General features: G+C 74.9%; 22 protein-coding genes. 11 read left to right on the top strand and 11 right to left on the bottom strand.

Annotated elements, in window-relative coordinates:
- Positions 1–57: 57 nt before the first annotated feature.
- A complete protein-coding gene (locus ACYVGT_RS20500) occupies positions 58–3,087 on the bottom strand; it encodes a bifunctional [glutamine synthetase] adenylyltransferase/[glutamine synthetase]-adenylyl-L-tyrosine phosphorylase (RefSeq protein ID WP_460860954.1) in 3,030 nt (1,009 codons plus the stop codon).
- Between the two features lie 260 nt (positions 3,088–3,347).
- Between ACYVGT_RS20500 and ACYVGT_RS20505 the strand changes: the two genes are divergently transcribed.
- The 8 genes from ACYVGT_RS20505 to ACYVGT_RS20540 all read left to right on the top strand — a co-directional run bounded on the left by ACYVGT_RS20505 (position 3,348) and on the right by ACYVGT_RS20540 (position 9,017).
- Positions 3,348–3,677, top strand: coding sequence for a DMT family transporter (locus ACYVGT_RS20505; protein ID WP_460860908.1), 330 nt, complete (start codon positions 3,348–3,350; stop codon positions 3,675–3,677).
- Positions 3,674–4,294, top strand: coding sequence for a TetR/AcrR family transcriptional regulator (locus tag ACYVGT_RS20510; protein ID WP_460860910.1), 621 nt, complete (start codon positions 3,674–3,676; stop codon positions 4,292–4,294). The genes ACYVGT_RS20505 and ACYVGT_RS20510 overlap by 4 nt, the downstream gene beginning before the upstream one ends.
- Positions 4,295–4,436: 142 nt before the next feature.
- On the top strand, positions 4,437–5,699 hold the full coding sequence (locus ACYVGT_RS20515; RefSeq protein ID WP_460860913.1) for an FAD-dependent oxidoreductase: 1,263 nt from the start codon (positions 4,437–4,439) through the stop codon (positions 5,697–5,699).
- Positions 5,692–6,153 carry a MarR family winged helix-turn-helix transcriptional regulator gene (locus ACYVGT_RS20520; protein ID WP_460860916.1) on the top strand — a complete coding sequence of 154 codons (462 nt, stop codon included), beginning with the start codon at positions 5,692–5,694 and terminating at the stop codon, positions 6,151–6,153. Before ACYVGT_RS20515 ends, ACYVGT_RS20520 begins: the two co-directional genes overlap by 8 nt.
- Before the next feature lie 50 nt (positions 6,154–6,203).
- Positions 6,204–6,794: a hypothetical protein gene (locus tag ACYVGT_RS20525; protein WP_460860918.1), complete on the top strand. Its 591-nt coding sequence runs from the start codon at positions 6,204–6,206 to the stop codon at positions 6,792–6,794.
- Between the two features lie 70 nt (positions 6,795–6,864).
- Positions 6,865–7,479: an SCO family protein gene (locus ACYVGT_RS20530; RefSeq protein WP_460860920.1), complete on the top strand. Its 615-nt coding sequence runs from the start codon at positions 6,865–6,867 to the stop codon at positions 7,477–7,479.
- Positions 7,476–8,009 carry a copper chaperone PCu(A)C gene (locus ACYVGT_RS20535; RefSeq protein ID WP_460860922.1) on the top strand — a complete coding sequence of 178 codons (534 nt, stop codon included), beginning with the start codon at positions 7,476–7,478 and terminating at the stop codon, positions 8,007–8,009. Before ACYVGT_RS20530 ends, ACYVGT_RS20535 begins: the two co-directional genes overlap by 4 nt.
- A gap of 267 nt (positions 8,010–8,276) precedes the next feature.
- A complete protein-coding gene (locus ACYVGT_RS20540) occupies positions 8,277–9,017 on the top strand; it encodes a class I SAM-dependent DNA methyltransferase (protein ID WP_460860924.1) in 741 nt (246 codons plus the stop codon).
- A gap of 168 nt (positions 9,018–9,185) precedes the next feature.
- Here ACYVGT_RS20540 and glnA read toward each other — a convergent pair whose 3' ends face one another.
- A complete protein-coding gene (gene glnA, locus ACYVGT_RS20545) occupies positions 9,186–10,610 on the bottom strand; it encodes a type I glutamate--ammonia ligase (RefSeq protein WP_460860926.1) in 1,425 nt (474 codons plus the stop codon).
- Positions 10,611–10,902: 292 nt separating this feature from the next.
- Here glnA and ACYVGT_RS20550 point away from each other — a divergent pair, with 292 nt between their 5' ends.
- The gene (locus ACYVGT_RS20550) at positions 10,903–11,325 is read left to right on the top strand and encodes an RDD family protein (protein ID WP_460860928.1); all 423 of its coding nucleotides are present in this window, start codon (positions 10,903–10,905) and stop codon (positions 11,323–11,325) included.
- Positions 11,326–11,454: 129 nt separating this feature from the next.
- On the opposite strand, the gene ACYVGT_RS20555 is transcribed toward ACYVGT_RS20550, so the two are convergent.
- The 3 genes from ACYVGT_RS20555 to lipB form a co-directional block, all read right to left on the bottom strand.
- Complete coding sequence (locus tag ACYVGT_RS20555) at positions 11,455–12,171, bottom strand: DUF4191 domain-containing protein (RefSeq protein ID WP_460860929.1); 717 nt, start codon at positions 12,169–12,171, stop codon at positions 11,455–11,457.
- Between the two features lie 201 nt (positions 12,172–12,372).
- Positions 12,373–13,317, bottom strand: coding sequence for a lipoyl synthase (lipA, locus tag ACYVGT_RS20560; RefSeq protein ID WP_460860930.1), 945 nt, complete (start codon positions 13,315–13,317; stop codon positions 12,373–12,375).
- Between the two features lie 81 nt (positions 13,318–13,398).
- A complete protein-coding gene (gene lipB / locus ACYVGT_RS20565; RefSeq protein WP_460860932.1) occupies positions 13,399–14,130 on the bottom strand; it encodes a lipoyl(octanoyl) transferase LipB in 732 nt (243 codons plus the stop codon).
- A 138-nt stretch (positions 14,131–14,268) separates the two neighbouring features.
- On the opposite strand from lipB, the gene ACYVGT_RS20570 reads away from it, so the two are divergent.
- On the top strand, positions 14,269–15,006 hold the full coding sequence (locus tag ACYVGT_RS20570) for a hypothetical protein (protein WP_460860934.1): 738 nt from the start codon (positions 14,269–14,271) through the stop codon (positions 15,004–15,006).
- An 80-nt stretch (positions 15,007–15,086) separates the two neighbouring features.
- On the top strand, positions 15,087–15,545 hold the full coding sequence (locus tag ACYVGT_RS20575) for a hypothetical protein (protein WP_460860936.1): 459 nt from the start codon (positions 15,087–15,089) through the stop codon (positions 15,543–15,545).
- A 230-nt stretch (positions 15,546–15,775) separates the two neighbouring features.
- On the opposite strand, the gene ACYVGT_RS20580 is transcribed toward ACYVGT_RS20575, so the two are convergent.
- The 6 genes from ACYVGT_RS20580 to ACYVGT_RS20605 form a co-directional block, all read right to left on the bottom strand.
- Positions 15,776–16,672, bottom strand: a complete 897-nt coding sequence (locus tag ACYVGT_RS20580) for a TIGR01777 family oxidoreductase (protein WP_460860937.1) — start codon at positions 16,670–16,672, stop codon at positions 15,776–15,778.
- 884 nt (positions 16,673–17,556) lie between these two features.
- A complete protein-coding gene (gene sucB, locus ACYVGT_RS20585) occupies positions 17,557–18,954 on the bottom strand; it encodes a 2-oxoglutarate dehydrogenase, E2 component, dihydrolipoamide succinyltransferase (protein ID WP_460860956.1) in 1,398 nt (465 codons plus the stop codon).
- 126 nt (positions 18,955–19,080) lie between these two features.
- Positions 19,081–20,457 (bottom strand): dihydrolipoyl dehydrogenase, encoded by a 1,377-nt coding sequence (gene lpdA / locus ACYVGT_RS20590; RefSeq protein ID WP_460860940.1) that lies wholly within the window; start codon positions 20,455–20,457, stop codon positions 19,081–19,083.
- A gap of 194 nt (positions 20,458–20,651) precedes the next feature.
- Positions 20,652–22,184: a leucyl aminopeptidase gene (locus ACYVGT_RS20595; RefSeq protein WP_460860941.1), complete on the bottom strand. Its 1,533-nt coding sequence runs from the start codon at positions 22,182–22,184 to the stop codon at positions 20,652–20,654.
- 428 nt (positions 22,185–22,612) lie between these two features.
- Positions 22,613–23,365, bottom strand: coding sequence for an adenosylcobinamide-GDP ribazoletransferase (locus tag ACYVGT_RS20600; protein ID WP_460860958.1), 753 nt, complete (start codon positions 23,363–23,365; stop codon positions 22,613–22,615).
- A gap of 127 nt (positions 23,366–23,492) precedes the next feature.
- Positions 23,493–24,431: bifunctional adenosylcobinamide kinase/adenosylcobinamide-phosphate guanylyltransferase (locus tag ACYVGT_RS20605; protein ID WP_460860945.1), on the bottom strand; the 939-nt coding region annotated here is incomplete at its 5' end.

Below are 24,431 nucleotides of genomic sequence, written 5' to 3' on the forward strand. Positions count from 1 at the left end.
GCCCGGCCGCCGGCCGGGCCCGCTTCTCTGCCGGGGGTGCACCGCGCCCGAGCCGGCTCAGTCGTCGTAGAAGGTCCGCTCCATCACGCTGCGCGCGCGGCGGGTGGCCTGGCGGTAGTCCTGGAGGAGCTGGGCCGAGGGGCCCTCGGCGGCGTCGTCTTCGTCGTCGCCGGTGCGGTAGCCCAGGGCTCCGGCGAGGGCGGCCAGTTCGCGCACGTCGGAGGGGATGGAGTCGCCGCCGCGGCCGCGCACCAGCATGATCGTTCCGCGGACGTGCGCCGCCATCCGCCACGCCACCTCCAGCGTGCCCGCGTCGTCGGCGTCGAGCAGGCCGGCGCCGACCGCGGCCTCCATCGCCGGCAGCGTCTCCGTGGTGCGCAGTTCCGGCACCGCGTGTGCGTGCCGCAGCTGGATCAGCTGCACCACCCATTCGACGTCGGACAGCCCGCCGCGGCCCAGCTTGGTGTGCAGGGCGGGGTCAGCGCCGCGCGGCAGCCGCTCGGCCTCCATCCGCGCCTTCAGCCGGCGGATCTCCATGACGGCGGCGTCGCCGACGCCGTCCGCCGGGTAGCGGATCGGGTCGACCAGCGCGGTGAACCGGGCTCCCAGCCCGGCGTCGCCGGCCACCGGCGCGGCGCGCAGCAGCGCCTGGGCCTCCCAGGCCGAGGCCCAACGGCGGTAGTAGGCGGCGTAGGAGTCGAAGGTGCGCACCAGCGGCCCGCTCCGGCCCTCCGGGCGCAGGTCGGTGTCGACGGCCAGCGGCGGGTCGGCGGCCGGCATCTCCAGCAGCCGCTGCAGCTCGGCGACGATCCTGCGGGCGTGCTCGGCGGCCGTGTCGGCGTCGGCGCCGGGCAGCGGGTCGTGCACGAACAGCACGTCGGCGTCGCTGGCATAGGTGAGCTCGCAGCCGCCGAACCGGCCCATCCCGATGACCGCCACCCGGGTCTGCGGCGCTTCGCCGAGCTGCGCCGCGACCACCCGCAGCGCCGCCTGCAGCGCCGCCTCCACCGTCACCCGCGAGATAGCGGTCAGAGCGCGGCCGACCGTGTCGACGCCGGCCACGCCGAGCAGGTCGGCGGCGCCGGTCCGCAGCAGTTCCCGGCGGCGCAGCGCGCGCACCGCCGCCACCGCGGTCTCCATGTTGTCGTGCCGGCGCAGTGCGGCCGCAGCCTCCGCCGCCAGCGCCTCCTCGGGGCGGCTCTGCAGGTCGGCGTCGTCGTCCAGGATGGCCACCGACTCCGGCGCGCGCAGCAGCAGCTCGGTGGCGTAGCGGCTGGTGCCGAGCAGGCGCGCCATCCGCTCGGCCACCCGCACGTCGTCCCGGAGCAGCCGCAGGTACCAGGGCGTCGACCCGAGCGCCTCGCTGACCTGGCGGAAACCGAGCAGTCCCTGGTCGGGCCGCGGCGCGTCGGAGAACCACCCGAGCATCACCGGGAGCAGCGTGCGCTGGATCGCCGCCCGGCGCGAGACGCCCGAGGTGAGCGCCTCCAGGTGGCGCAGTGCGCCCGCCGGGTCGGCGAAGCCCAGCGCCTCCAGGCGCTCCTCGGCCTGCTCGGCGCTGAGCCGCACACCGTCCTCGGGCAGCCGGGCGACGGCGTTGAGCAGCGGCCGGTAGAACAGCTTCTCGTGCAGCCGCCGCACCTCGCCGGCGACCCGGCGCCACGCCGCCATCACCTCGGTCACCGGGTTGGCCGTGTAGCCGAGCGCGCGGCCGAGTCGGCGCAGCCCGTCCTCGCCCTGCTCGGTGCGCCCGTCGGGCAGCGTGTGCGTGCGGCGCAGCCGGTGCAGCTGGAGCAGGTGCTCGACCCGGCGCAGAAACCGGTAGGAGTCGGCGAGGCCGGCCGCGTCGGCGCGGCCCACGTACCCGCCGGCCGACAGGTCGTCGAGCGCGGCGAGGGTGGTGGGGGAGCGCAGGCCCGGGTCGGCGCGGCCGTGCACCAGCTGCAGCAGCTGCACGCTGAACTCGATGTCGCGCAGCCCGCCCGGGCCGAGCTTCATCTCGCGGCCCGCCTCGGCCACCGGGATGTGCGCGACCACGCGGCGGCGCATCGCCTGCACGTCGTCCACGAAGTTCGGCCGCCCCGCGGCGCTCCACACCATCGGCGCGATGGCGTCGGCGTAGGCGGCTCCCAGCTCGGCGTCGCCGGCGACCGGCCGGGCCTTGAGCAGGGCCTGGAACTCCCAGGTGGAGGCCCACCGCTCGTAGTAGGCGGTGTGGCCCGCCAGCGGGCGCACCAGCGGGCCGTTCCTGCCCTCGGGGCGCAGTGCGGCGTCGACCTGCCAGAGCGACCCCTCCCCGTCGGTCTCCGCGGGGATCGCCATCATCCGGGACGCGATCTGAGTCGCCGCGAGCATCGGGTCGGCGCCGGGGTCCTCCGCGGCCGCGGCCGACGGCTCGGCGACGAAGACGACGTCGACGTCGCTGACGTAGTTGAGCTCCCGGCCGCCGCACTTGCCCATCGCGATGACCGCGATCCGGCAGGCGGCCGCTGCCTCGGGCGCCTCGGCGCGCGCGATCGCCAGCGAGCCCTCCAGTACGGCGGCCGCCAGATCGGCGAGTTCGGCCCCGACCTCGCCGACCCCGGCGCTGCCGGTCAGGTCGCGTCCCGCCAGCCGCAGCACGCGCCGGTGGTAGGCGGCGCGCAGCGCCGGCGCCGGCCCGTCTGCGTGCAGGTCCGGGTCGGCTGCCGGTGCGGCGGAGTTGGGATCGGCACCCACGGTGTGCAGCAGGCCGGCGCGCAGCTCGGCGGCTGACGGCGTCCGCGCGGCGTCGGGTCCGCGCAGTTCGCGCCAGTCCTCGGGGTGGCGGACGAGGTGGTCGGTGAGCGCGATGCTCGCGCCGAGCACCGCGGTGAGCCGGGCACGCAGGTCGGCGTCGGTATCGAGGGCGGTGAGCAGCTCCTCCGGAGCGGCGCTCTGCTCGGTGACCCGGGCCAGGCCGGTGAGCGCCTGGTCGGGGTCTGCCGAACCGCCGAGGGCGCGCACCAGTTCCCCGTGTCCGGCCGGGTCGATCCCCGCGTCGCCGAAGAGGCGCAGCGCGCGTGCCCCGTCGCTGAACCCCTGGCGGGCCAGCCCGCCCGCCGTCACCGTCCGCGAGAGTCCCTCATGCGTCGCCACGCCCCAACGGTAGCCCGTGGGCCCCCGGGGGGCGGTCCGCCGACACCGCCCGCGCCCGGTGCACCGGCGCAGTCGAGGGAAGCCCGTGCGGGTGCGGGAGTGGGGTGGATCACCCCGCCCCGGAGGGACGCGGGGCCGGTGCGCTGAACTATCTTGAACAGGAGTTCAACTTGTACATCTGTTCAACTAGTGTGGCCGCCGCTCGGCCGCGCTGTCCGGAAGGAGGGGGCATGCCCCCGCTGCTCCTCATCGCCGTCGCGGTCCTCGCCGAGGTCGCCGGCACGATCTCGCTCCGCTTCTCCGAGGGCTTCACCCGGTTGGTGCCCTCGCTCATCACCATCGCCGGCTACGTCACCGCCTTCTGGATGCTCGGCCAGGCGCTCAAGGCGGGCATGCCCGTCGGCGTGGCCTACGGCATCTGGGCCGCGGCCGGGGTCTCCCTGGTCGCGATCATCGGCGCGGCGTTCCTCGGCGAGAGCCTCTCCTGGGTCCAGATCGGCGGGATCGTGCTCGTGGTCGGCGGCGTTGTGGCCCTGGAGATGGGGGGGAAGCACGCGTGAGCGCGGACGAGACCGGGGCCGGAGCTGCCGGGTCCGGCGAGCAGGACGGGCGCCGGGCCCGCGGAGCGCGCCGCCGCGCCGAACTCATCGACGCGACCCTGCGCGTCATCGCCCGCGACGGCGTGCACAAGGTGACCCACCGCGCCGTCGCCCGCGAGGCCGGAGTTCCGGCCAGCTCGGCGGTCTACTACTTCGCCACCCTCGACGACCTCCTCGTCGCCGCGCTCACCGAAGCCTCCGACGCCTACGTGCGCCGCCTGCGGGAGGGCGCCGAAGGGGGCGCTGAACCCGTGGAGGCGCTCGCCGGCCTGCTCGCCGAGGCCGACGACGACGGTGCCGCGGCGGGCGCCGGCGGCCGCGAGCGCGTGCTCGCCGAGTACGAGCTCGCCCTCCTCGCGGTCCGGCGCCCGCAGCTCCGCCCGACCGCGCGCCGCTGGAACGACCTCGTCGCCGAAGTCGCCCGCCGCTACACCGCCGACCCGGTCGCCGTCCGCGCCGCCGTCGCCGCCGCCAACGGGCTCTGCCTCGACGCCCTCATCGCCGACACGCCCGTCACGGCAGCCCACATGTCCCGGGTCCTCCGCTACGTGCTGCGGTTGGACGGGCCGGACGGCTGACCCCCGCGGCGGCGGGCGCGGCTCTGCCGCCGTCCTCCGCTCCGGCGGCCGGCCTGCTGGGGGGCGTGCCCGAGCAGGGGCATTGCGGAAGAGGGGAGGGAGGCCTACCTTAGAAATCAGGAACCTGATTCTTGGAGGCGGCATGAGGGTGCTCATCATCGGAGCGGGGCTGGGCGGACTGGCCCTCGCCCACGGGCTCCAGGCGCGGGGGATCGGCGCCGCCGTGCACGACCGCGACCCGGAAGCCGCCGCCACCGGCGGGTACCGGGTCCACCTCGACGAGCACGCCTGCGCGGTGCTCCGCGGCGCACTGGCCCCCGAGCACTACCAGGCGCTGCTCGCCAGCTCGGCCCCACCGCAGTCGGCCCGCCGCTTCTCGGTGGCCGACCACCGCCTGCGGCTGCTCTTCGCCGACGACGAAGACCCCCTGGCGGAGCGGCTCATGATCGGCCGCATCCCGCTGCGCCGCCTGCTCGCCCGCGGGCTCGGCGGCGCCGTGCGCTGGGGGTCCCGCTACACCGAACACGCAGTCGCGGCCGACGGCACCGTCACCGCGCACTTCGCCGACGGGAGCAGCGACCACGGCGACCTCCTCGTCGGAGCGGACGGCGCGCGCTCGCGGGTGGCCGAGCAGCTCGCCGGACGCCGCCTCGCCGCGCGGCTCGGGGTCCAGGCGGTCACCGGCAGGACACCGCTGGACGCGCGCACCCGCCCGCTGGTCCCCGGCCTCCTGAGCGGGGGGCCCGCGCTCGCCTTCGGCCCCGGCGGCATCGGCCTCTTCCTCACCGTCCACGACCCCGCGGCGGGTGCGCCGATCGATCCGTCGGCCTGCACGGCCTTTCCTGCGGAGAGCGAGCCGCCCGCGCTCATCTGGGGGACCATGGCTCCGGACCGGGCGATGCCGGACAGAGACCAGGGCGCCGCGCCCGAGGACCTGATCGGCACCGCCGCCGCACTCCTCGGCGGCTGGCATCCCGACCTGCTTCAGCTGGTCGCGGCCGCTGATCCCGTTACGACCGCGCACTTCGCCTTCCACGCCGCCGATCCTGCCGCCGACCTCACCCCCTGGGCGGCCGGGCCGGCCACCGCGCTCGGCGACGCCGTCCACGCGATGCCGCCGACCGGGGGGCAGGGCGCAGCCACGGCCATCCGGGACGCCGGAGCCCTCGCCGGCGAGCTCGCGGCGGCCGCCGGCGGTTCCGCCACGATCCCGCTGGCCGTGCACCGCTACCAGCGGACCATGGCCGCCTACGCCGCTCCGGCAGTCCGCATGTCCCTCGGCCCGCTGGGCTGGCTCAACCGGCTGGCCACTCCGATCGGTGCGCGGGCCTCCCGGATCGGGCTCCCGGCCGCTGCCACCGCCGCGCGCCTGCACCGGAGGCTGGCGGGGGTGCGCGGTGGCTGAGACCGAACCCCGGGAACCGGCCGATGGAGGCGGCCCCGACCTGCCCCTGTGGGAGCTGATCCAGACGTCGTTCGTCGTCTCCCGCGGCTTCCAGGCCGTGTTCGGCGAGGCCGGTCTCAGCCCGATCCAGTTCGGTGTGCTGGCCACCCTGGAGTCGGGGGAGGACCTCAGCCAGGCCGAGCTGGCGCGCGTCCTCATGGTCCGCCCGCAGAGCCTGGCCGACGTCGCCGGCGGCCTGGTCGAGCGGGGCCTGGTGGCGCGGGACGGCCCCGGCGGCCGCGGCCGCCGGACCGCGCTGCAGCTCACGGGGGAGGGGCGGCGGATCCTCGCCGACGTCTGGCCGGCGGTGGCGGCGTTCAACGCGCCGGCGGCGAGCGGGCTGACCGCAGCGGAAGCCGCCGAGCTGGTCCGGCTGCTCCGGGCGGTCCGCGCGGCGCTGCGGGAGAGCGGCTGAGGCCGACCCGGAGGGCGGGGGAGCGCGGGGGCTGAGAAGATGGGGCCGTCATGGCCCGCTCCCGGTACCGGTTTGCGTTCGTGCTGGTCAGGGCGGCAATGTTCGCCGCGCTGGCGAGCGCCGTCGCGCTGCTCGGGCACGTCTCGGCCGGAGCGCCCGCGCCGGGTGCCCGCGCCCTGCTGCTGACCTGGGCCGGAATGGCGCTGCTCGCCGTGCCGCTGGCCCTCCGGCCGCGCTCGGCGGGAACCCTGACCGGCGCCGTCTTCGGCGCCCAGCTGCTGCTGCACACGGCCTACACCGCCACCGGGGCGGGGCCGCCGCCCGACGGGTCCGCCGTGCACGCGATCGCCCACGCCTGCACCGGCGGTGCAGCGGTAGGCGACGGCGGCACCGGGATGCTCACCGCCCACCTGTGGGCGGCACTCGTCACCGGCTGGTGGCTCGCCGGCGGCGAAGAGGCGCTGTGGACCCTGGTGCACCGCCTCCGCGCCGTGCTCGCCGGGCGCGCACCACGAGCCCGGGCACGCGCCGCTCAGCCTCGCGGCCGTCCGGCAGCGCCGCCGCTCGCGGTCCTGCGCAGCCGCCTGCTGCGGCACGCGCGGGCCGGCCGCGCGCCGCCGCGCATTCCCGCCTTCGCCTGACATCCGACGCCGCCCGAGGCGGCTGCCGGGCTGCGCTGCCGCGCGCCCGAAACGACGCGAAAGACCGAGAATGCGCACAATCCACTGGGGTGCGGCGGCCGCCGCCGCAGCCCTCCTCACCGGCTGCGCCGGCCCGCAGGCCGCCACCGGCGACGATTCCCCCTACCACGGCAGCCCGATCGACTCCTTCACGCTGCCCGACGCCGAGTTCACCGACCAGCACGGCGACCCATACCACCTGCGCGACGACTCCGCGGGGCGGTACACCGCCCTCTTCTTCGGGTTCACCAACTGCCCCGACATCTGCCCGACCACCATGGCCGACCTCTCCCAGGCGGTCGACCGGCTGGGAGAGCCCGAGCGCGCGGACTTCGGCGTCGTCTTCGTCACCGCCGACCCCGACCGGGACGACCCCGAGCTGCTCGACATGTGGCTGTCCAGCTTCAACCCGTCCTTCTCCGGGCTGTCCGGCGACATCGCCACCACCGACGCGGCGGCCGAGGAGCTCGGGATCATGGTCGACCGCCCGGCCGAGGACGAGCGGGACGGCGACTACCAGGTGGGCCACGGCAGCCAGGTGCTGCTGTTCGGTCCCGACGGCGAATCGCGCCTGATGTGGAGCTACGGCACCGGCGCCGAAGAGATCGCCGAGGACCTCACCGCGGTCATGGAGGAGGAGCGATGAGCAGAATCGGCACCGCGGCCCGGGCGCCGCGCTGGGCGGCGGCCGCTTCTGCCGCCGCTGCACTGGCACTCGCAGCCGGCTGCGGCGGCGGGGGATCCGGCAGCGACGCAGCGGGCGCTGCCCCCGAGGGGCCCGACATCAGCGCCGCCGACGCGGTCGTCCGCGCTCCGGCCAACCCCGGGGTCGCGGCCGGCTACCTCACCCTCACCAACGGGGGCGGCACCGGCGCCGAGCTCACCGGGGCCGCCACCGACGCGGCGGACTCGGTGGAGATCCACGACACCGTCGAGTCCGGCGGCACCACCACCATGGAGGAGCAGGACTCGGTGCCGGTCCCCGCCGGGGAGCGCGTCGACTTCGAACCCGGCGGCCTCCACCTGATGCTCATGGAGCCCGACTCCCTGGAAGCCGGCGACCAGCTCGACCTCACCCTGGAGTTCTCCGGCGCCGACCCGCTCACGGTGACCGCACAGGTCGTCGAGCCCGGCGGCGGCCCGGAGAGCCACGGCGAGCACGGCGGCCACGGCTAGGGCGTTTTTGGTGGGTGGCGTTCGTCGCGAGCGGTGTCCTGGTGCTCCGATCGCAAGGCCGACGAATGAGTCAGGGCGGGTTTTCCTCCTCGATTGAGGAGAACGCAGCGAGGGGCGTGCCAGGGCGCCGCGCAGCAGGACAGGTGTCCACCAAATACGCCCAAGGCGCTCCCGGAAGCGGCCGCCGTCCGACCCCCAGTCGGCCGGCGGCCGCACACAGCGGAAAACCGATCGACGCGGCGGCGCCGCCGGCACACAATGGCCGCCATGGTGAGCAGTGAGCTGTGGACCCGGGAGGCCGCCGAGCGCTACGACGGCGAGGCCGGCGGGTCCGGCGCGTCCGCCGTCGGCCCCGCCGTGGACTTCCTCGCCGGACTGGCCTCAGGCGGGCGGGCGCTGGAGTTCGCGATCGGCACCGGCCGGATCGGCCTGCCGCTGAGCCGGCGCGGCGTACCGGTGGCCGGCATCGAGCTGTCCCCGCACATGGTGGACGTCCTCCGGCGCAAGCCGGGCGGCGGTGCCGACGCGATCCCCGTCGTCATCGGCGACATGGCCACCGCATCGGTGCCGGGCCGGTTCCGGCTCGTCTACCTCGTCTACAACACGATCGGGAACCTGCTCACCCAGGACGAGCAGGTCGCGTGCTTCAGCAACGCGGCGCGCCACCTGGAACCCGGCGGCCGCTTCGTGATCGAGGTGGGGGTGCCGCCGCTGCGCCGGCTCGTCCCCGGCGCCGAGGCGGTTCCCTTCGACATCTCGCCCGGCCACGTCGGCTTCGACACCTTCGAGCCCGCCGCGCAACTGCTCACCTCGCACCACTTCACCGCCGGCGCCGGCGGCCGCTTCCGCCGCTCCGAGTCGCGCCACCGCTTCGTCTGGCCCGCCGAACTCGACCTCATGGCCCGCATCGCCGGGCTCACCCCGGAGAGCCGCACCGCCGACTGGAGCGGCGGACCCTTCACGTCGGAGTCGGAGCAGCACATCTCGGTCTGGCGCAAGCCGCTCTGACCGCACTGCCTCCGGGACCCGCATGATGCCGGCGCCGTCCCGGAGAACGCGGGAGGCCACCGACGGCGTGCGGCACGCCGTCGATGGCCTCTGAAGCCGTTGATGTGCGCCGGATGTGCGCCTGATGGAGGGCTTTCCCCCATCAGCGCACGTCAGGGCGCCACAGGCCTAGATGTCGTAGTAGAGCTCGAACTCGCGCGGGTGCGGGCGCAGGCGCAGGGAGTCGATCTCCTCGGTGCGCTTGAAGTCGATGTAGGTCTCGATCAGGTCCGGCGTGAAGACGCCGCCTTCGAGCAGGAACTCGTGGTCGGCCTCGAGGGCGTCCAGGGCGGCGTCGAGCGTCGCGGGCACGGTCTTGACCTCGGCGGCCTCGGCCGGGGGCAGCTCGTAGAGGTCCTTGTCCAGCGGCTCAGGTGGCTCGATCTTGTTCTTGATGCCGTCCAGGCCCGCCATCAGCATCGCCGAGAAGGCGAGGTAGGGGTTGGCGGACGGGTCCGGGACGCGGAACTCCAGGCGCTTGGCCTTCGGGCTCGGGCCGGTCAGCGGGATGCGGATGCAGGCCGAGCGGTTGCGCTGCGAGTAGACCAGGTTGATCGGGGCCTCGTAGCCCGGCACCAGGCGGTGGTAGGAGTTCACCGTCGGGTTGGTGAAGGCCAGCAGCGCGTCGGCGTGCTTGAGCAGACCGCCGATGTAGTGGCGGGCGGTGTCGGACAGCTGCGCATAGCCCGACTCGTCGAAGAACAGCGGCTCGCCGTCCTTCCACAGGCTCTGGTGGCAGTGCATGCCGGAGCCGTTGTCGCCGAACAGCGGCTTGGGCATGAAGGTCACCGTCTTGCCGGCGGCGTTGGCGGTGTTCTTCACGATGTACTTGTACAGCTGCACCCGGTCGGCTTCCTGCAGCAGCGTGCCGAACTTGATGCCGATCTCGGCCTGGCCGGCGGTGCCGACCTCGTGGTGCTGGAGCTCGACCTCCAGGCCCGCGTCGATCAGGTTGCGGACCATCCGGGAGCGCAGGTCGCTGTAGTGGTCGACCGGCTCGACCGGGAAGTAGCCGCCCTTGTAGCGCGGCCGGTAGCCGAGGTTGCCGCCGTTCTGCGAGGCGCCGGTGTTCCAGGCGCCCTCGACGGAGTCGATCTGGTAGAAGCCCGTGTTCGCCTTCGTCTCGAACCGGACGTCGTCGAAGATGTAGAACTCGGCCTCGGGGCCGAAGAAGGCGGTGTCGGCGACGCCGGTGCTCTTCAGGAACGCCTCGGCCTTGCGCGCGATGTTGCGCGGGTCGCGGCTGTAGGACTCCAGCGTCAGCGGGTCGTGCACGAAGAACGTCATGTTCAGTGTCTTGAACTCGCGGAACGGGTCCAGGACCGCCGTGCTCAGGTCGGGCAGCAGCAGCATGTCCGACTCGTGGATGGCCTGGAAGCCGCGGATCGACGAGCCGTCGAACATCTGGCCCTTGGTGAACGTGTCCTCGTCGACGTTCTCCACCGGAAGCGTCACGTGGTTCACGCCGCCGAAGAGATCGGTAAACCGGATGTCGAGGAACTGGACGCCCTCGTTGCGGATGAAGGCGAGGGCCTCATCGGCGCTGCTGAACAAGACATACCTCCGAGCAGATTCTTGAGGCGGCACGCGGGTGGGCTCCCTGTGTGGACACCGCTGTCCGCGCCACCTCCTCGGCCACGTTCCTGAAGCTAGGACCAGGCCGTTTCTCAGCAATGTCTCCAATGTTTCCCCGCGGTTACGGGATCACGCGCCCCGACACGGTCGGGTGCGTCACCTCCCTCGGCCGCGCTCCGCACGCGGCGTGCCGGCCCGGGGCCTGGTGGGAGCCGTTCCGGCCGCCCAGCCCCGGGGCCGGGCGGCCGGCGGGCGCCGATACCGTGGAGGCATGGACACACAGGGCACCGACCAGGAGTTCGCCTATCCCGGCAACCGGCTGGGCATGCCCGAGGAAGGCCCGGGCTCGGTGCCCGGCGTCGGGCGGCGCCTCGGCGCGCTGCTCCTGGACTGGCTGCTCGCCAGTGCGATCGCCTACGGCCTGCTCGGCCAGAGCACGCAGGAGGGCTCCTCGACCGCGCTGCTCGTCTTCGCGGCCATGGCCGTCGTACTGCTCAGCCTGTTCGGTACGACGCTGGGCAAGCGCGTCGCCGGCGTGGGTATCGCCGCCACCGGCGAGCGGTCCTTCCCCTGGCCGGTGTCGATGCTGATCCGCACCGCGCTGCTGTGCCTGGTCATCCCCGCCGTCGTCTACGACCGCGACCAGCGCGGCCTGCACGACCGCGCAGCGGGGACCGTCAGCAAGCGCCTCTGAGCAGGGAGGCGCCCCGCACATGCCAGCGGCGCCCGGTTCCTCCGCGGAGGAACCGGGCGCCGCTGGCGTTCACAGGAATCCGAGGCGAGAAGCCGGCGCGGAAGCCCGGAGCGGCCGGGCCGGGAAGCGCTACTGCGGCTTGGGGCCCTTGGGCATCTTCACGCCCTTGGGCAGCGGGCCCTTCGGCATCTGCATCGCGGCCGGCAGTGCGCGCAGCCGGTAGCGCAGCTCGGCGACCTGCGGCTTGTCCAGGTTGCGCGGGAGCTTCATCAGGCGCTTCTGCAGATCGGCGATGGCCACCTGGTTGTCGCCGTTGCCCACCATCACGTCGTAGATGGGGGTGTTGTAGGCGATGCGGGCGACGCGCTTCTTCTCGGCGCCGATGATCCGGCCGAGGCGCTGCGGATCGCCCTCGCCCACCAGGACTACGCCGGGGCGGCCGACGACCCGGTGCACGACGTCCATCTGCTTGGTGGCAGCGACGCCCGGGTCGAGCGACCAGTCGCCGCGCATGTTCTCCAGCACCGCCATGCCGGCGCCGAGCTGGCCGTCCAGCATCTTGTACTGGATGCGCTGCGCCGAGCGGGTGAAGAAGATGAAGCCGGCGAGGAAGGCGATCGGGATGCCCAGGGACATCCAGTACAGCCAACCGCCGAACAGCAGCGCACCCACCACTGAGAGCGCGACGAGCCCCAGGAAGATCGCGACGGCGATCGGGATGCTCTTCGGGCTCTGCTTGTGGACGAGCTTGGCCACCATGCCGATCTGCTTGAACCGGCCCGGCTTCTTCTGGGCCGCATCGCCGGCGGCCGCTGATGTCGTGGGTTCCTTGGGCTTCTTCGCCATGGCTCCAGGATATGGGGAAGGTCGGAGCGGTTCGGAAACGGCGGTCCCCGGCCGCCGTTGCCGTTTGGTCACGTCCGCAGTGGTGTTCCGGTCACAACGCCGTCGGACGCCGGCGCTGCGGTCCGGGGCGGTGCGGCCCCGGCGGAGCGCCGGCGTCCGATGCGGTTCCAGCGGCGGGCGGACGGGCCGCCCGCCGCCCGGTCAGATATTCACCGATGTGGCGATGCCGCGCTTCTCGGCGGCCTGCTTGTACAGGCGGCCGGCCCGGTACGACGAGCGGACCAGCGGACCGGACATGACACCGGCGAAGCCGATCTCCTCCGCCTCGGCCGCGAGCTCGGCGAACTCCTCGGGCTTGGCCCACCGGTCGATCGGGTGGTGCAGCTTGGAGGGCCGCAGGTACTGGGTGATGGTCAGCAGGTCGCAGCCGGCCTCGTGCAGGTCGCGCATTGCCTCGCTGATCTCGGCCCGCTCCTCGCCCATGCCCAGGATCAGGTTGGACTTGGTGACCAGGCCGTCCGCGCGCGCCTGGGTGATGACGTCGAGCGAGCGCTCGTAGCGGAAGCCGGGGCGGATCCGCTTGAAGATCCGCGGCACCGTCTCGACGTTGTGCGCGAGCACCTCCGGCCGCGACCCGAACACCTCGGCCAGCTGGCCGGGGTCGGCGTTGAAGTCGGGGATGAGCAGCTCGACGCCGGTGCCCGGATTGAGCTCGTGGATCTTGCGGACCGTCTCCGCGTACAGCCAGGCGCCGCCGTCGTCCAGGTCGTCGCGGGCCACGCCGGTCACGGTGGCGTAGCGCAGCCCCATCTTCTGCACCGACTTGGCGACCTTGGTCGGCTCCATCCGGTCCAGCGCCGACGGCTTCCCGGTGGCGATCTGGCAGAAGTCGCAGCGCCGGGTGCACTGGTCGCCGCCGATGAGGAACGTCGCCTCCCGGTCCTCCCAGCACTCGTAGATGTTGGGGCAGCCGGCCTCCTGGCAGACGGTGTGCAGGCCCTCGCTCTTCACCAGCGAGTGGAGCTCGCTGTACTCCGGGCCCATCTTCGCCTTGATCTTGATCCAGGGCGGCTTCTTCTCGATGGGGGTCTCGCTGTTGCGGGCCTCGACGCGCAGCAGCTTGCGCCCCTCGGGAGCGATGGTCACGCGGACCCTTCCTTTCCTCGTCCCCTGCGGGGAGTCAGTCCCTCGTGCGGAGGGGTCGTGTCGGTGGCGGGTCGCCCGGGCTCAGGCGGGCGCCGGCGCGGCGCCGTCCGGCAGCGCACCGGGAAAGTGGTCGGGAACACCGTCGGCCACGCGGTAGTCCTCGGCGCCGAGCACCCCGGCGAGGTGGTGCTCCACGCGCGGGAGTGCGTCGGCGACGGAGACAGCGCGCCCCAGCTCGCGGCTGATGCTGGTGACGCCGCCCTCCTCGGCCGGAATCCCGCAGGGCACGATCGCGGAGAACCAGTCGAGGTCGTTGGCGCAGTTGAGTGCGGCTCCGTGCATGCCGACGCCGCGTGCGATGCGGCAGCCGATCGCGCCGATCTTGCGGTCGATGAGCCCGCGTACGGGATCGGCGCGCACCCACACGCCGGTCTTGCCCTCGATGCGCTCGGCCGTGATGCCGTACTCGGCGACAGTGCGGATCATGGCCTCCTCCAGCATGCGCACGTAGGCGACGACGTCGATGGGGTCGGCCAGTTTCACCATCGGGTAGACCGTGAGCTGCCCCGGCCCGTGCCAGGTGATCTTCCCGCCGCGGTCGATGTCGAATACGGGCGTGCCGGGACGCGTCTGCCGCCGGTCCCATTCACCGGTGCGCTTGCCGGCGGTGTACACCGGCTCGTGCTGGAGCAGCAGTACCGTATCGGGGATCAGGTCCGCGACGCGGCTGGCGTGCAGCCGCTTCTGGAGGTCCCATCCCTGCTGGTAGGGGACGGGGTCGTCGCCGAGGCGGGCGAAGACGAGCTCACTCATACATCCCACCTTAAGGGCTAGCGTGCCGGCCCCGGTCAGCCGGGACCCGCACCGTCCGCGCCCGCTCGTGGCCGGGCAAGGCCGAACCCGTTTCCACGCAGCCCCCCGGGGCAGAGCGTGCGTCAGGAGGTACCCCCCGTGCACAGCTCGGACAGCGCCACCGCAGCCGCCAGCGCGGCTGCCGCCGATTCGGGCGGCGGCCCAGCCGCCATCGCCATCGCCGTCACCGTCGCCGCCATCGCGGTCGTCGTCCTAGCCATCGCCGCCCTCGTCGCCGTGCTGCGCGCCCGCGGGCTGCTGGGCGGGCGCAGTGCGCGGCTGCGCAAGCGCTTCGGCCCGGAATACGAGCGCGCCGTCGAGGCGCACGACGGCGACGCAGCGGCTGCCGAGGAGGACCTGGCCGAGCGGCTGAGCCGGCGGGCCGGCCGCGAACTGCGCGAGCCGGGCGCGCGGGAGCGCTCCGGCTACGCCCGCGACTGGGCGCAGGTCCAGTGGGAGTTCGTGGACGACCCGGTCGGCGCGGTGCGCAGCGCCCAGGCGCTCGTCGGGCGGGTACTGGACGACCTGGGCTACCCGCCGGCCGGGCGCGGCGCCGGCTTCGACCGCCGGGTGGACGACCTCTCCGTCGACCACCCCGCCGCCGCGGCCGCGTTCCGCCGCTCCGCGCCGGCGGGCGGTCCGTCCGCCGGTACCGAGGACCTGCGGGCGAGCCTGGTCGCCCACCGGACCCTCGTCGAAGCCCTGATCGGCCCCGTGCCGCGCGGCAGGGCCGCGGCAGCCGGGCCGGGGCCGCAGGAGGCAGGGCCGGCTGCGGACGCCGCGCCGGGGCAGTCCTCCGCCGGCGGCGGAAGCGGGAACACCGGGGCGGCGCGGTGAGGCGCGGCAGTGGAGCCCCGCCGCCGGCGGGCAGGCAGACGCGGCCGGGCGCTTCGGTGCCCCCGAGTAAGGAGGATGCAATGGCGGAGCGCAAGGAAGCCGACGTGCCCGGCGGGACCGCCCCGGGCGGGGCCGAGCGGTCCAGTGTGCGGTCCCGGCCGGTGCGGCGGACCGCCGAGCAGCGGGCGGCGATGCCGCCGTCGGACACCGCCCCCTTCGACCGTGCCGCCCTGAACGCGCAGGTCGCCGCTTCGGAGGGGCAGGAGGCTGCCGGGCAGCGCGCCGTCGACGCCGAGGACGTCCGGGGCCGCTGGCGGGACGTCCAGAGCAGCTTCGTGGACGGGCCCCGCGAGGCGGTCGAGGAGGCCGACCGGCTGTCCGAGGAAGTCCTGGGCGAGGTCGTCGCGTCCCTGCGCTGCCGCCGCGCCGCCCTCGCCGCGGCCTGGTCCGGCGAGGCGGGCCCGGACACCGAGGTATACCGCCTCGCCCTCCGCGACTACCGCGCCTTCATCGACCACCTCATCGACTGGGAGAAGTGACGGCCGGGGCCGGGCTCGGGGCCGCTGCGCCGCGGTGGTCGGCCGGGCAGTCCGGATCGGCGGGCAGGCCGACCGGCGGGGCCTGACTCCTGCAGATCGGCGGCTCGCCCCGACCGTCCTCGCCGGGCCGGCCGCGGTCCCCGGCGGAGTGCGCCGCGCGGGCTTCAGCGCCGGACTGCCGCCGCCGGAAGCCGACGCCCCCCTCCACCCGGAGCCGGAGGAGCGCTGGGCTACTGGCGCAGTACAGCGGGCAGCGCGGCGGTGAGTTCCGGATGGGCGAAGGTGAAGCCCGCATCGTTCAGGCGGTCCGGGACGACCCGCTGGTCCACCAGTGCGGCCTCGTCGGCGAAGCCGCCGAGGGCCGCGCGGATGGCGAAGGCCGGAACCGGGGCCAGGGCGGGCCGGTGCAGGGCGTGCGCCACCGCTGCCGTGTAGGAGGCATTGGTGACCGGGTTGGGCGCGGTCAGGTTGAACGGGCCGGTCAGATCGGTGCGCTCGATCAGCAGCCGCAGCGCCGCGACCATGTCGTCCAGCGCGATCCAGCTCATGTACTGGCGGCCGGTGCCCAGCCGGCCGCCCAGGCCGGCGCGGAACAGCGGCAGGACGGTGCCGAGCATGCCGCCGGAGCCGGCCAGGACGATCCCGGTGCGGCTCAGCGCCACCGACACCGGGCCTTCGGCGGCGCTCTGGGCCGCGGCCTCCCAGTCGCGGGCCAGCCGCGGCAGGAAACCGGTGCCGTTCGGGCCGTCCTCCCCGGTCGGCCGGCCGGCGGTGTCGCCGTAGAAGCCGACGGCGGAGCCGGAGACCAGGCGCGGCGGCGGGTGCTCCATGCCGAGCAGCGCCCGGACGAGCACGGCGGTCCCGCTGATCCGGCTGTCCCAGATCGCGGCGGTCTTCGCGCGCGTCCACCGGGCCGGGCCGATCGGCTCGCCGGCGAGGTGGACGACAGCGTCCGCCCCCGTCAGCGGTCCCGTATCGACGGTTCCCTTCCCCGGGTCCCAGCGCGCCTCTGCGGCGGTGCGCGCCGGCCGGCGCACCAGGTGCACCACCGCATGCCCGTCGGCGGTCAGCGCGCGGCTCAGCGCGCCGCCGACCAAGCCGCCGGCGCCCGTGATCGCGACCTTCATACCGGACCGCCCCCGTACCGTCTCGCTCCTGTGCGGCGGAGCGCCGTGCACCCCATCGTCCTCCACCCTGTGGGGAGAGCCTGCCCGGGGGACGGCCGGGGAACACGGTGGGAGCCGCGGCACGGGAGGGGCGGAGGGGGGAGCGCCCCGCCGGCCGGACCGGGCGGGCGCCCCGCCGGCGGAAGAAGCGCATCCCGGCGGTGGCCGGAGTCGGCCGGGTTGTCGAAGCCCCGTTGTGCACCGCGGGATCGGCCGCATTCCGGCTTCCGGCCTACGGATCGCGGGAAGGGCGGGCGAAGCTGCAGGTCATGCGGATTCGGCGCGGAACCTCGCGGTGCGCCGGGGCCGGCGCGGCAGCAGGGCCGGGGGAGCGGTGACCGGGTCCGGCCGGATTCCGCGGCCCCGAATTCCGCGGAACGCCTGCGCGACGGGTGAGCGCCGACATACGGTGTGTCTATGCCGGGCCACGCGGATGCGGCCCGGGACAGACCTTTGGTGATGGGGATCACCAGGGGGATGGTGAATGGTGGGGTAACAAGCGGGGCGGGTCCGGCGACGGGCCCGCCCCGTCTCCGTTGCGGTCCTAACGGCCCGGGCGTGCACGGCGCCGCCTCCGCTGCGCCGCTGCCGGCCGGACCGCGTCCGAGCGCCGCCAGGATGCGCAGCCGCCGGCCGCCGCAGTGCGCGCCCGGAAGGACCCGGGGGACCGTGCGTACCGGTCGGCTCCGGCGCCCTGCACCTCTTCCGCGCCTCCTGCCGCTGCCGCGGCGTGCCGCCCGGGCGCCCCTCCCCGGCCGAGGACCGCCCCGCACAGCACGGCGCCCCGTACTCGCGGGGAGTACGGGGCGCCGGATGCTGCGCGGGGGCCGGGCCGGCCCGGGGCGTCAGGCCAGGCCGAGCTCGGCCTCGAACGCGCCCTCTTCGAGCCGCTCGCGAATGGTCTGCAGGAACCGGCCGGCGTCGCCGGAGTCGACCAGCCGGTGGTCGTGGGTGAGGGCCAGGTAGGCCATCGACCGGACCGCGATCACCTCGCCGAGCTCCGGGTCCTCGACCACGACCGGCCGCTTCACGACCGCGCCGGTGGCGAGGATCGCGACCTGCGGCTGGTTGATGATCGGCGTGTCGAACAGCGCGCCCACCGCACCGGTGTCGGTGAGGGTGAACGTGCCGCCGCTCAGCTCGTCGGGGTTGAGCATGCCGGTGTGCGCCCGCTCGCCCAGGTCGGCGATCTTGCGCGCGAGGCCGCCCAGGTTGAGGTCGCCGGCGTCCTTGAGGACCGGGGCCAGCTGGCCGCGCTCGGTGTCCACCGACACCGACAGGTTCTCCAGGTCGTGGTAGGTGACCTCGTACTTCTCGCTGTCGATGACCGCGTTCAGGCGCGGGTTGGCCTTGAGGGCCTCCACCGCGGCCAGCGCGAAGAACGGGAAGAACTCCAGCTCGACACCCTCGCGGGCGGCGAATTCAGCGCCGGCCAGGCCGCGCAGCCGCGCGATGTTGGTCATGTCGACCTCGATGACCTGGGTCAGGCCCGCGGCGGAGCGCAGCGACTCGGTCTTCTGGTCGGCGATGGTCTGGCGCAGGCGGGACATCACCTCGGTGCGGCCGCGCAGTGCGGCGTCGGCCGCCGACGGCTGCGGCGTGGCCGCGGGCGCTGCCGCCGCCGCGGCGCCGGACCCCTGCTGCTTGGCCGCAGCGGCGTCCTGCACGTCCTGCTTGCGGATGCGGCCGCCGACGCCGGTGCCGCGCACCGTCGACAGGTCCACGCCCTGCTCCGCGGCGAGGCGGCGGACCAGCGGCGTCACGTAGGCCTCGGTGACGGCGTCGGTGCCCGAGGCGGTGCCGCCGCTGATGGTTTCCACATCCACCGGAGGGGTGGCGTCCTCGCGCGAGGCGCTCGGCGCGGGCTGCGCCGGGGCTGCGGCCTGCGGGGCGGGCTCGGGGGCCGGGGCGGGCGCCGCAGCGGGCTCGGGCTCGGGGGCGGGGGCCGGCTCCGGGGCCGGGGCCGGGGCGGGCTCGGGGGCCGCCTCCGCGGCCGGGGCCTCCGCGGCGGCCGGGGCTTCGCCCGACTCGGAGATGACGGCGATCTCGGCGCCGATCTCCACCGTCTCGTCCTCGTCGACCACGATCTTGGTCAGGACGCCGGAGACGGGGGAGGGGATCTCGGTGTCGACCTTGTCGGTCGACACTTCGAGGAGCGGCTCGTCCACCTCGACGGTGTCGCCCTCGCTCTTCAGCCACTGGGTGACGGTGCCCTCGGTGACGCTTTCGCCCAGGGCAGGCATGGAAACAGAAGTCGGCATTGGTCCTCTTTGATGGAACGGGAGCAGCGGCACGGGCGGCTGCAAAGAGCGGTGGCGGCGCTGGCGCGGGGCGGGCGGGTGCCGGCCCGCCCGCCCCGCGCGGCAGCGTCAGTCGTGGACGTGCAGGGGCTTTCCGGCGAGTGCGAGGTGGGCCTCGCCGATGGCCTCCGACTGCGTCGGGTGCGGGTGGATCAGCTGGGCGACCTCGGAGGGCAGCGCCTCCCAGTTGTAGATCAGCTGCGTCTCGGCGACTAGCTCGCCGACCCGGCTGCCGACCATGTGCACGCCGAGCACGGGGCCGTCCTTCTCCGCGATGACCTTGACCGCGCCCTGCGTCTGCAGGATCTGGCTCTTGCCGTTGCCCGCCAGGTTGTAGTTGGTCTCGACGGTCTCGTAGCCGCGCTCCTTCGCCGTGGCCGACGTGATGCCGACCGAGGCGACCTCGGGCTCGCTGTAGGTGATGCGCGGGACGCCGTCGTAGTCGATGGCCGGCGGGTTGAGCCCGGCGATGCGCTCGGCGACGAAGATGCCCTCGGCGAAGCCGACGTGGGCCAGCTGCAGGGTGGGGATCAGGTCGCCGACCGCGTAGATGCTGCCGACACCGGTGTGCAGGTTCTCGTCGACCTGGACGAAGCCGCGGTCCATCGTGACGCCCTGCTCCTCGTAGCCGAGGCCCTCCGAGACCGGGCCGCGGCCGATGGCGACCAGCAGGACGTCGGCCTCCAGGGTCTTGCCGCCCTGGAGGGTGACGCTGACGCCGGAGTCGGTCGTCTTGACGCTCTCGAACGGGGTGCCGAGCTCGTACTTGATCCCGCGCTTGCGGAACGCCCGCTCGAGCAGCTTGGAGCTGGACTCCTCCTCGACCGGCACCAGGTGGGGCAGCGCCTCCACGATGGTGACCTCGGAGCCGAACGAGCGCCACACGCTGGCGAACTCGACGCCGATGACGCCGCCGCCGAGCACCACGGCCGAGCCGGGGATGCGCTCCGACTTCAGTGCCTGCTCGCTGGTGACGACCTTTTCGCCGTCGATGTCGAGGCCGAGGGTCTTGGGCTGCGAGCCGGTGGCCAGCAGCACGTTGCGGCCCTTGTAGACGGTGCCGTCCACGGTGACCTCGTCGGGGCCGGTCAGCTTGCCCGCACCCTCGACGACGGTGATGCCGCGGGACTTGATCAGGCCGCTGAGCCCCTTGAACAGGCCGCCGACGACCTTGTCCTTGTAGGCGTGCACCGAGGGCATGTCGATCCCGTCGAAGCTGGCCTTGACGCCGAACTTCTCGCTCTCCTTGGCGGAGTCGGCCACCTCGGCGGCGTGCAGCAGGGCCTTGGTCGGGATGCAGCCCTGGTGCAGGCAGGTGCCGCCCAGCTTGTCTTTCTCGATCAGGGCGACGCTCAGGTCCAGCTCGGCCGCGCGCAGCGCCGCCGCGTAACCGCCGCTGCCGGCGCCCAGAATGACGAGGTCGAAGGTGCCGCCGCTCTCACTCACGGGAAGGACACTCCTTGGTGTGGATGTGATGGTGTTCGTCCGTCTGTGACGGTTCAACGCTGCCGGATGCGTGTCTCATCCGGCCTGGTTGGCGGACGCGGCCGCGCGGGCCGGCCCGGTGGCCCGGCACTGAGCCGGACCTGCTGGTCAAACGATTCGAACCGGCCGCGCTGGCAGGCGCGGCCGGTTCCGGCTCACTGTTCGGTGCTGCGTTCCGGCAGTCCGGACCCGCCCGCGGCGAGGTCCTCGGCGACGCGGACCAGGGTCCGGGTCGCCGCGCCGGTCCCGCCCTTGGGGGTGTACCCGTAGGCGGACCCCTGGTTGAACGACGGACCCGCGATGTCCAGGTGGGCCCAGGGCTGGCCCTCCTCGACGAACTCCTTGAGGAACACGCCGGCGCTGAGCATGCCGCCCCAGCGCTCGCCGGCGACGTTGGCGATGTCGGCGACCGACGAGTCCAGGCCGGACCGCAGCTCGCCGGGGAGCGGCATCGGCCAGGCCGCCTCGCCGGCCGCACCGGCGGCGGCGGTGACGGCGGCGCGGGTCGCGTCGTCGCCCGCCATCACCGCGAACACGCGGCTGCCGAGCGCGACCAGCTGGGCGCCGGTCAGCGTGGCGGCGTCGACGAGCAGGTCCGGGCGGTCCTCCTGGGCGCGGACGATCGCGTCGGCCATCACCAGGCGGCCCTCGGCGTCGGTGTTGAGCACCTCCACCGTGGTGCCGCCGTACATGGTGAGCACGTCGGAGGGGCGCTGCGCGGTGCCCGAGGGCATGTTCTCCGCGATCGCCAGGTAGCCGACGGCGTTGACCGGAACGCCGAGCAGCGCCACCGCGCGCAGCGCGGCCAGCACCGCTGCGGCGCCGCCCATGTCCGACTTCATCCAGTCCATCGACCCTGCGGGCTTCAGCGACAGGCCGCCGGAGTCGAAGGTGATGCCCTTGCCCACGAACGCGACGGTGCGCACCGCCTCCGGGTGGCTGTAGGCGAGCCGGACCAGGCGCGGCGGGTTCGCCGAGCCCTGGCCGACGCCGAGGATGCCGCCGTAGCCGCCCTCGGCGAGGTCGGCCTCGTCGAGCACCGAGATCTCCAGCCCGGCCTCTTCGGCCACCGAGCGCGCGGCGTCGGCGAGGTCCTCGGGGACCAGGTCGGCCGGCGCGGTGTTGACCAGGTCGCGGGTGAGGTTGACCGAGGCGGCGACGGTTGCGGCGCGGTCGGCCGCCGCTGCGGCGCCGCCGGCGGAGCTGATGATGCGCAGCTCGGCGACGGGCGCGCGCTCGGCGCTCTCGCCGGTGCGGTAGCGGGTGTAGGAGTAGTCGCCCAGCAGCGCGCCGGTGGCCGCTGCCGCGGCCTCCTCGGCGGTGTCCGCGGGCAGGGCCACGGCGATGCGGGCCGCGCCGGCGGCGCGGGTGCGCAGGGCGGCCCCCGCAGCGCGGGCCAGAGTGTCGGGGTCGGCGGCGCCGGACCGGGGCGCCGGGCCGAGGCCGACGGCGATGACGACCGGCGCGGTGACGGCGCCGTTCGACGGGATGCTGTGCACCTCCTCCAGGGTGCCGCTCGCTCCCAGAAGCGACAGGGTCTGGGCGAGTCCGCCGCTGAAAGCGGCGTCGACGCCGTGAGCGCCCGACGCGGGCTCCGGCCCGCCGGCACCGGAGTGGTAGCCGACGACAACCGCGTCGACGTCGAGCGAACAGGGGGATTCCGTAATGACTGACAGCGACGTGCTCACGCTTCCGATGCTAGTCCTTGTGCAGCCCCGGTGGGCACGCGGAACGCGGTGCAGGGGCCCGCCGGCGCCGCCTGCCGGGCGCGGCGGCGCCGGCGGCCCGGTGGCCCGGAGCCGGCTCCGGACGCCGCTGCCGGGCCGGATTCGGCCGGGGATTCCCGCTCCCGGTGACAATCCTCTGCCGGCTTGCGGCCTGCTCTGGCCCCTGAGCCGCTGGCGGCCGGTCCGCGGCCCCGGTTCCCGGTGTGAAGAAATGTGATCATCCCGACAGGTATGCACCCGCGCCCCCGCGCCGCCCCGGGGCCGGCAGCGGGCCGGAGGCGCTGCGCGCCGGAGCGCTGCCGTCCCGGGACTCCGGCGGGTGGCGGCGGCAGCACGCGTATCGCCGGGGCGCACGGCGGGGGCGGCGGTGCCGGTCCGGGGGTTCCCGCTCAGAGCAGGAGCGCGGCGGCAGCGAGGGAAGTCGCGGCGGCGGTCTCGGAGAGGGCGCCCAGGACGTCGCCGGTCATCCCGCCCAGGCGGCGGCGGGCGCGGACGAGCAGGGCGAGGGCGGCGCCGGTTCCCAGCAGGGCCGCCGCCGGCAGGGCGAGGGCGGCGCCGGGAGAGTGGGCCAGGCCGAGGAGGGCGGCTGCGGCGAGCACGGCAGCCCCCGCCACCGCCGCCGAGGACCGGGACACGGTGCCCGCGACGAAGGCGCCCAGGCCTCCGGGGCGCGCCGCGGGCACGCCCGGGGTGCAGGCAGCGGTCATCGCCAGCCGGCCGGCCGCAGCCGCGGTGACCAGCGCCGCCGCCGCGGACCAGATCCCGGTGCCGGCGAGCGCGGCGAGGGCGGCCGCCTGCACCAGGACCGAGAACACCAGCGCTGCGACGCCGAACGGGCCGATGTCGGACCGCTTCATGACGTCCAGGGCGCCGTCGGCGCTGCGCCCGCTGCCGAGCCCGTCGGCCAGGTCCGCCAGGCCGTCGAGGTGCAGGGCGCGGGTGAGCAGGGCCAGCAGGCCGAGGGCGAGGACCGCCGCCAGCGGGGCGCCGCCGCCGAGCAGCAGCACGGCCGCGAGGACGGCTGCGGCCGCGGCGCCGAGCACCGCGCCGACCGCCGGAGCCAGCGCCATCGCCCAGCCGCCGGTGGCCCGGTCGACCCGGTCCACCCGCACGGGGACGGCGGTGAGCGTCCCCACCGCCATCCGCGCCCCGTCCGCCGCGTCCCGCAGCCTCTCGCGCACCGTGCTCCCTTCCCCGGGCTCCCCCGACGGGCCCGCGCTGTGTGGATCCCCGCGCACCGCCACCGCGCCGGCGCGCGACGGCAGCCCTTCAGGGGAGTTCGGTGACCCGGCCCGCGGTGGCGAGCAGCACGGTCTCGGACTCGGCGGCGAGGCGCTGGTTGAGGCGGCCGAGCAGGTCGCGGAAGAGGCCGCCGCTGCGGGTCGCCGGGACCACACCGGAACCGGCCTCGTTGGTCACCGCGACCGCGCGGCCCGGGAAGCGGCGCCAGGCGGCCACCAGCGCCGCGGTGCTCTCCTCGACGGCGGCGGCCGCGCCCGGCGGCGGCGCCTCCGCCCACATGCCGCTGGCCTCCATCACCCCCGCCAGCCAGGTGCCGCAGCAGTCCAGCAGCACCGCGGAGCCCGCGGCGGCCGCGCGGTCCAGCGCGGCCGGGACATCGAGGGTCTCCTCCGTCGTCCACCCCTGCGGGCGGCGGTCGCGGTGCGCCGCGATCCGCGCCGCCCAGGCGCCGTCCTCGCGCTCCGGCACCGGCCCGGTGGCGATGTAGGCGACCGCGGGGTCGGCGAGCAGCTGCCGCTCGGCCTCGGCCGACTTCCCCGAGCGCGCGCCGCCGGTCACGAGCACCCGCCCCGCGGAACGGGACGCACCGCTGTCCGCACCGAGGTCGAACTCCTCGCCGTCGCGCACCGGGTGCGCGCCCCACAGGGCCGCCCGGCGGTCGAACTCGGCGGGCGCGTGCACGCCGTGGCCGCCGCAGACGGCGAGCAGCAGTGTCGCGCCGGTGACGGTGCCGGCGCGGCGCAGCGCGGCGATGGCCTCGGGGGACCGTGCGTCCACCACGGCTGCGTCGACTGGCGGGAGGGCCGCCTGCTCCGCCGCCTCCGCCCGCGGTGCGGGCAGTGCCCACAGCAGCCGCGGACCGCGCGGCGGTGCTACCAGCGTGCCGGCGGGCGTCTCCGCCGTCGCACCGTCGGGGGAGGCGCCCGCGGGGGCCTGCGGCCCCAGCCGGAGTCCGCCGTCGGCGAC

The organism is Nocardiopsis coralliicola (genome assembly GCF_054779695.1).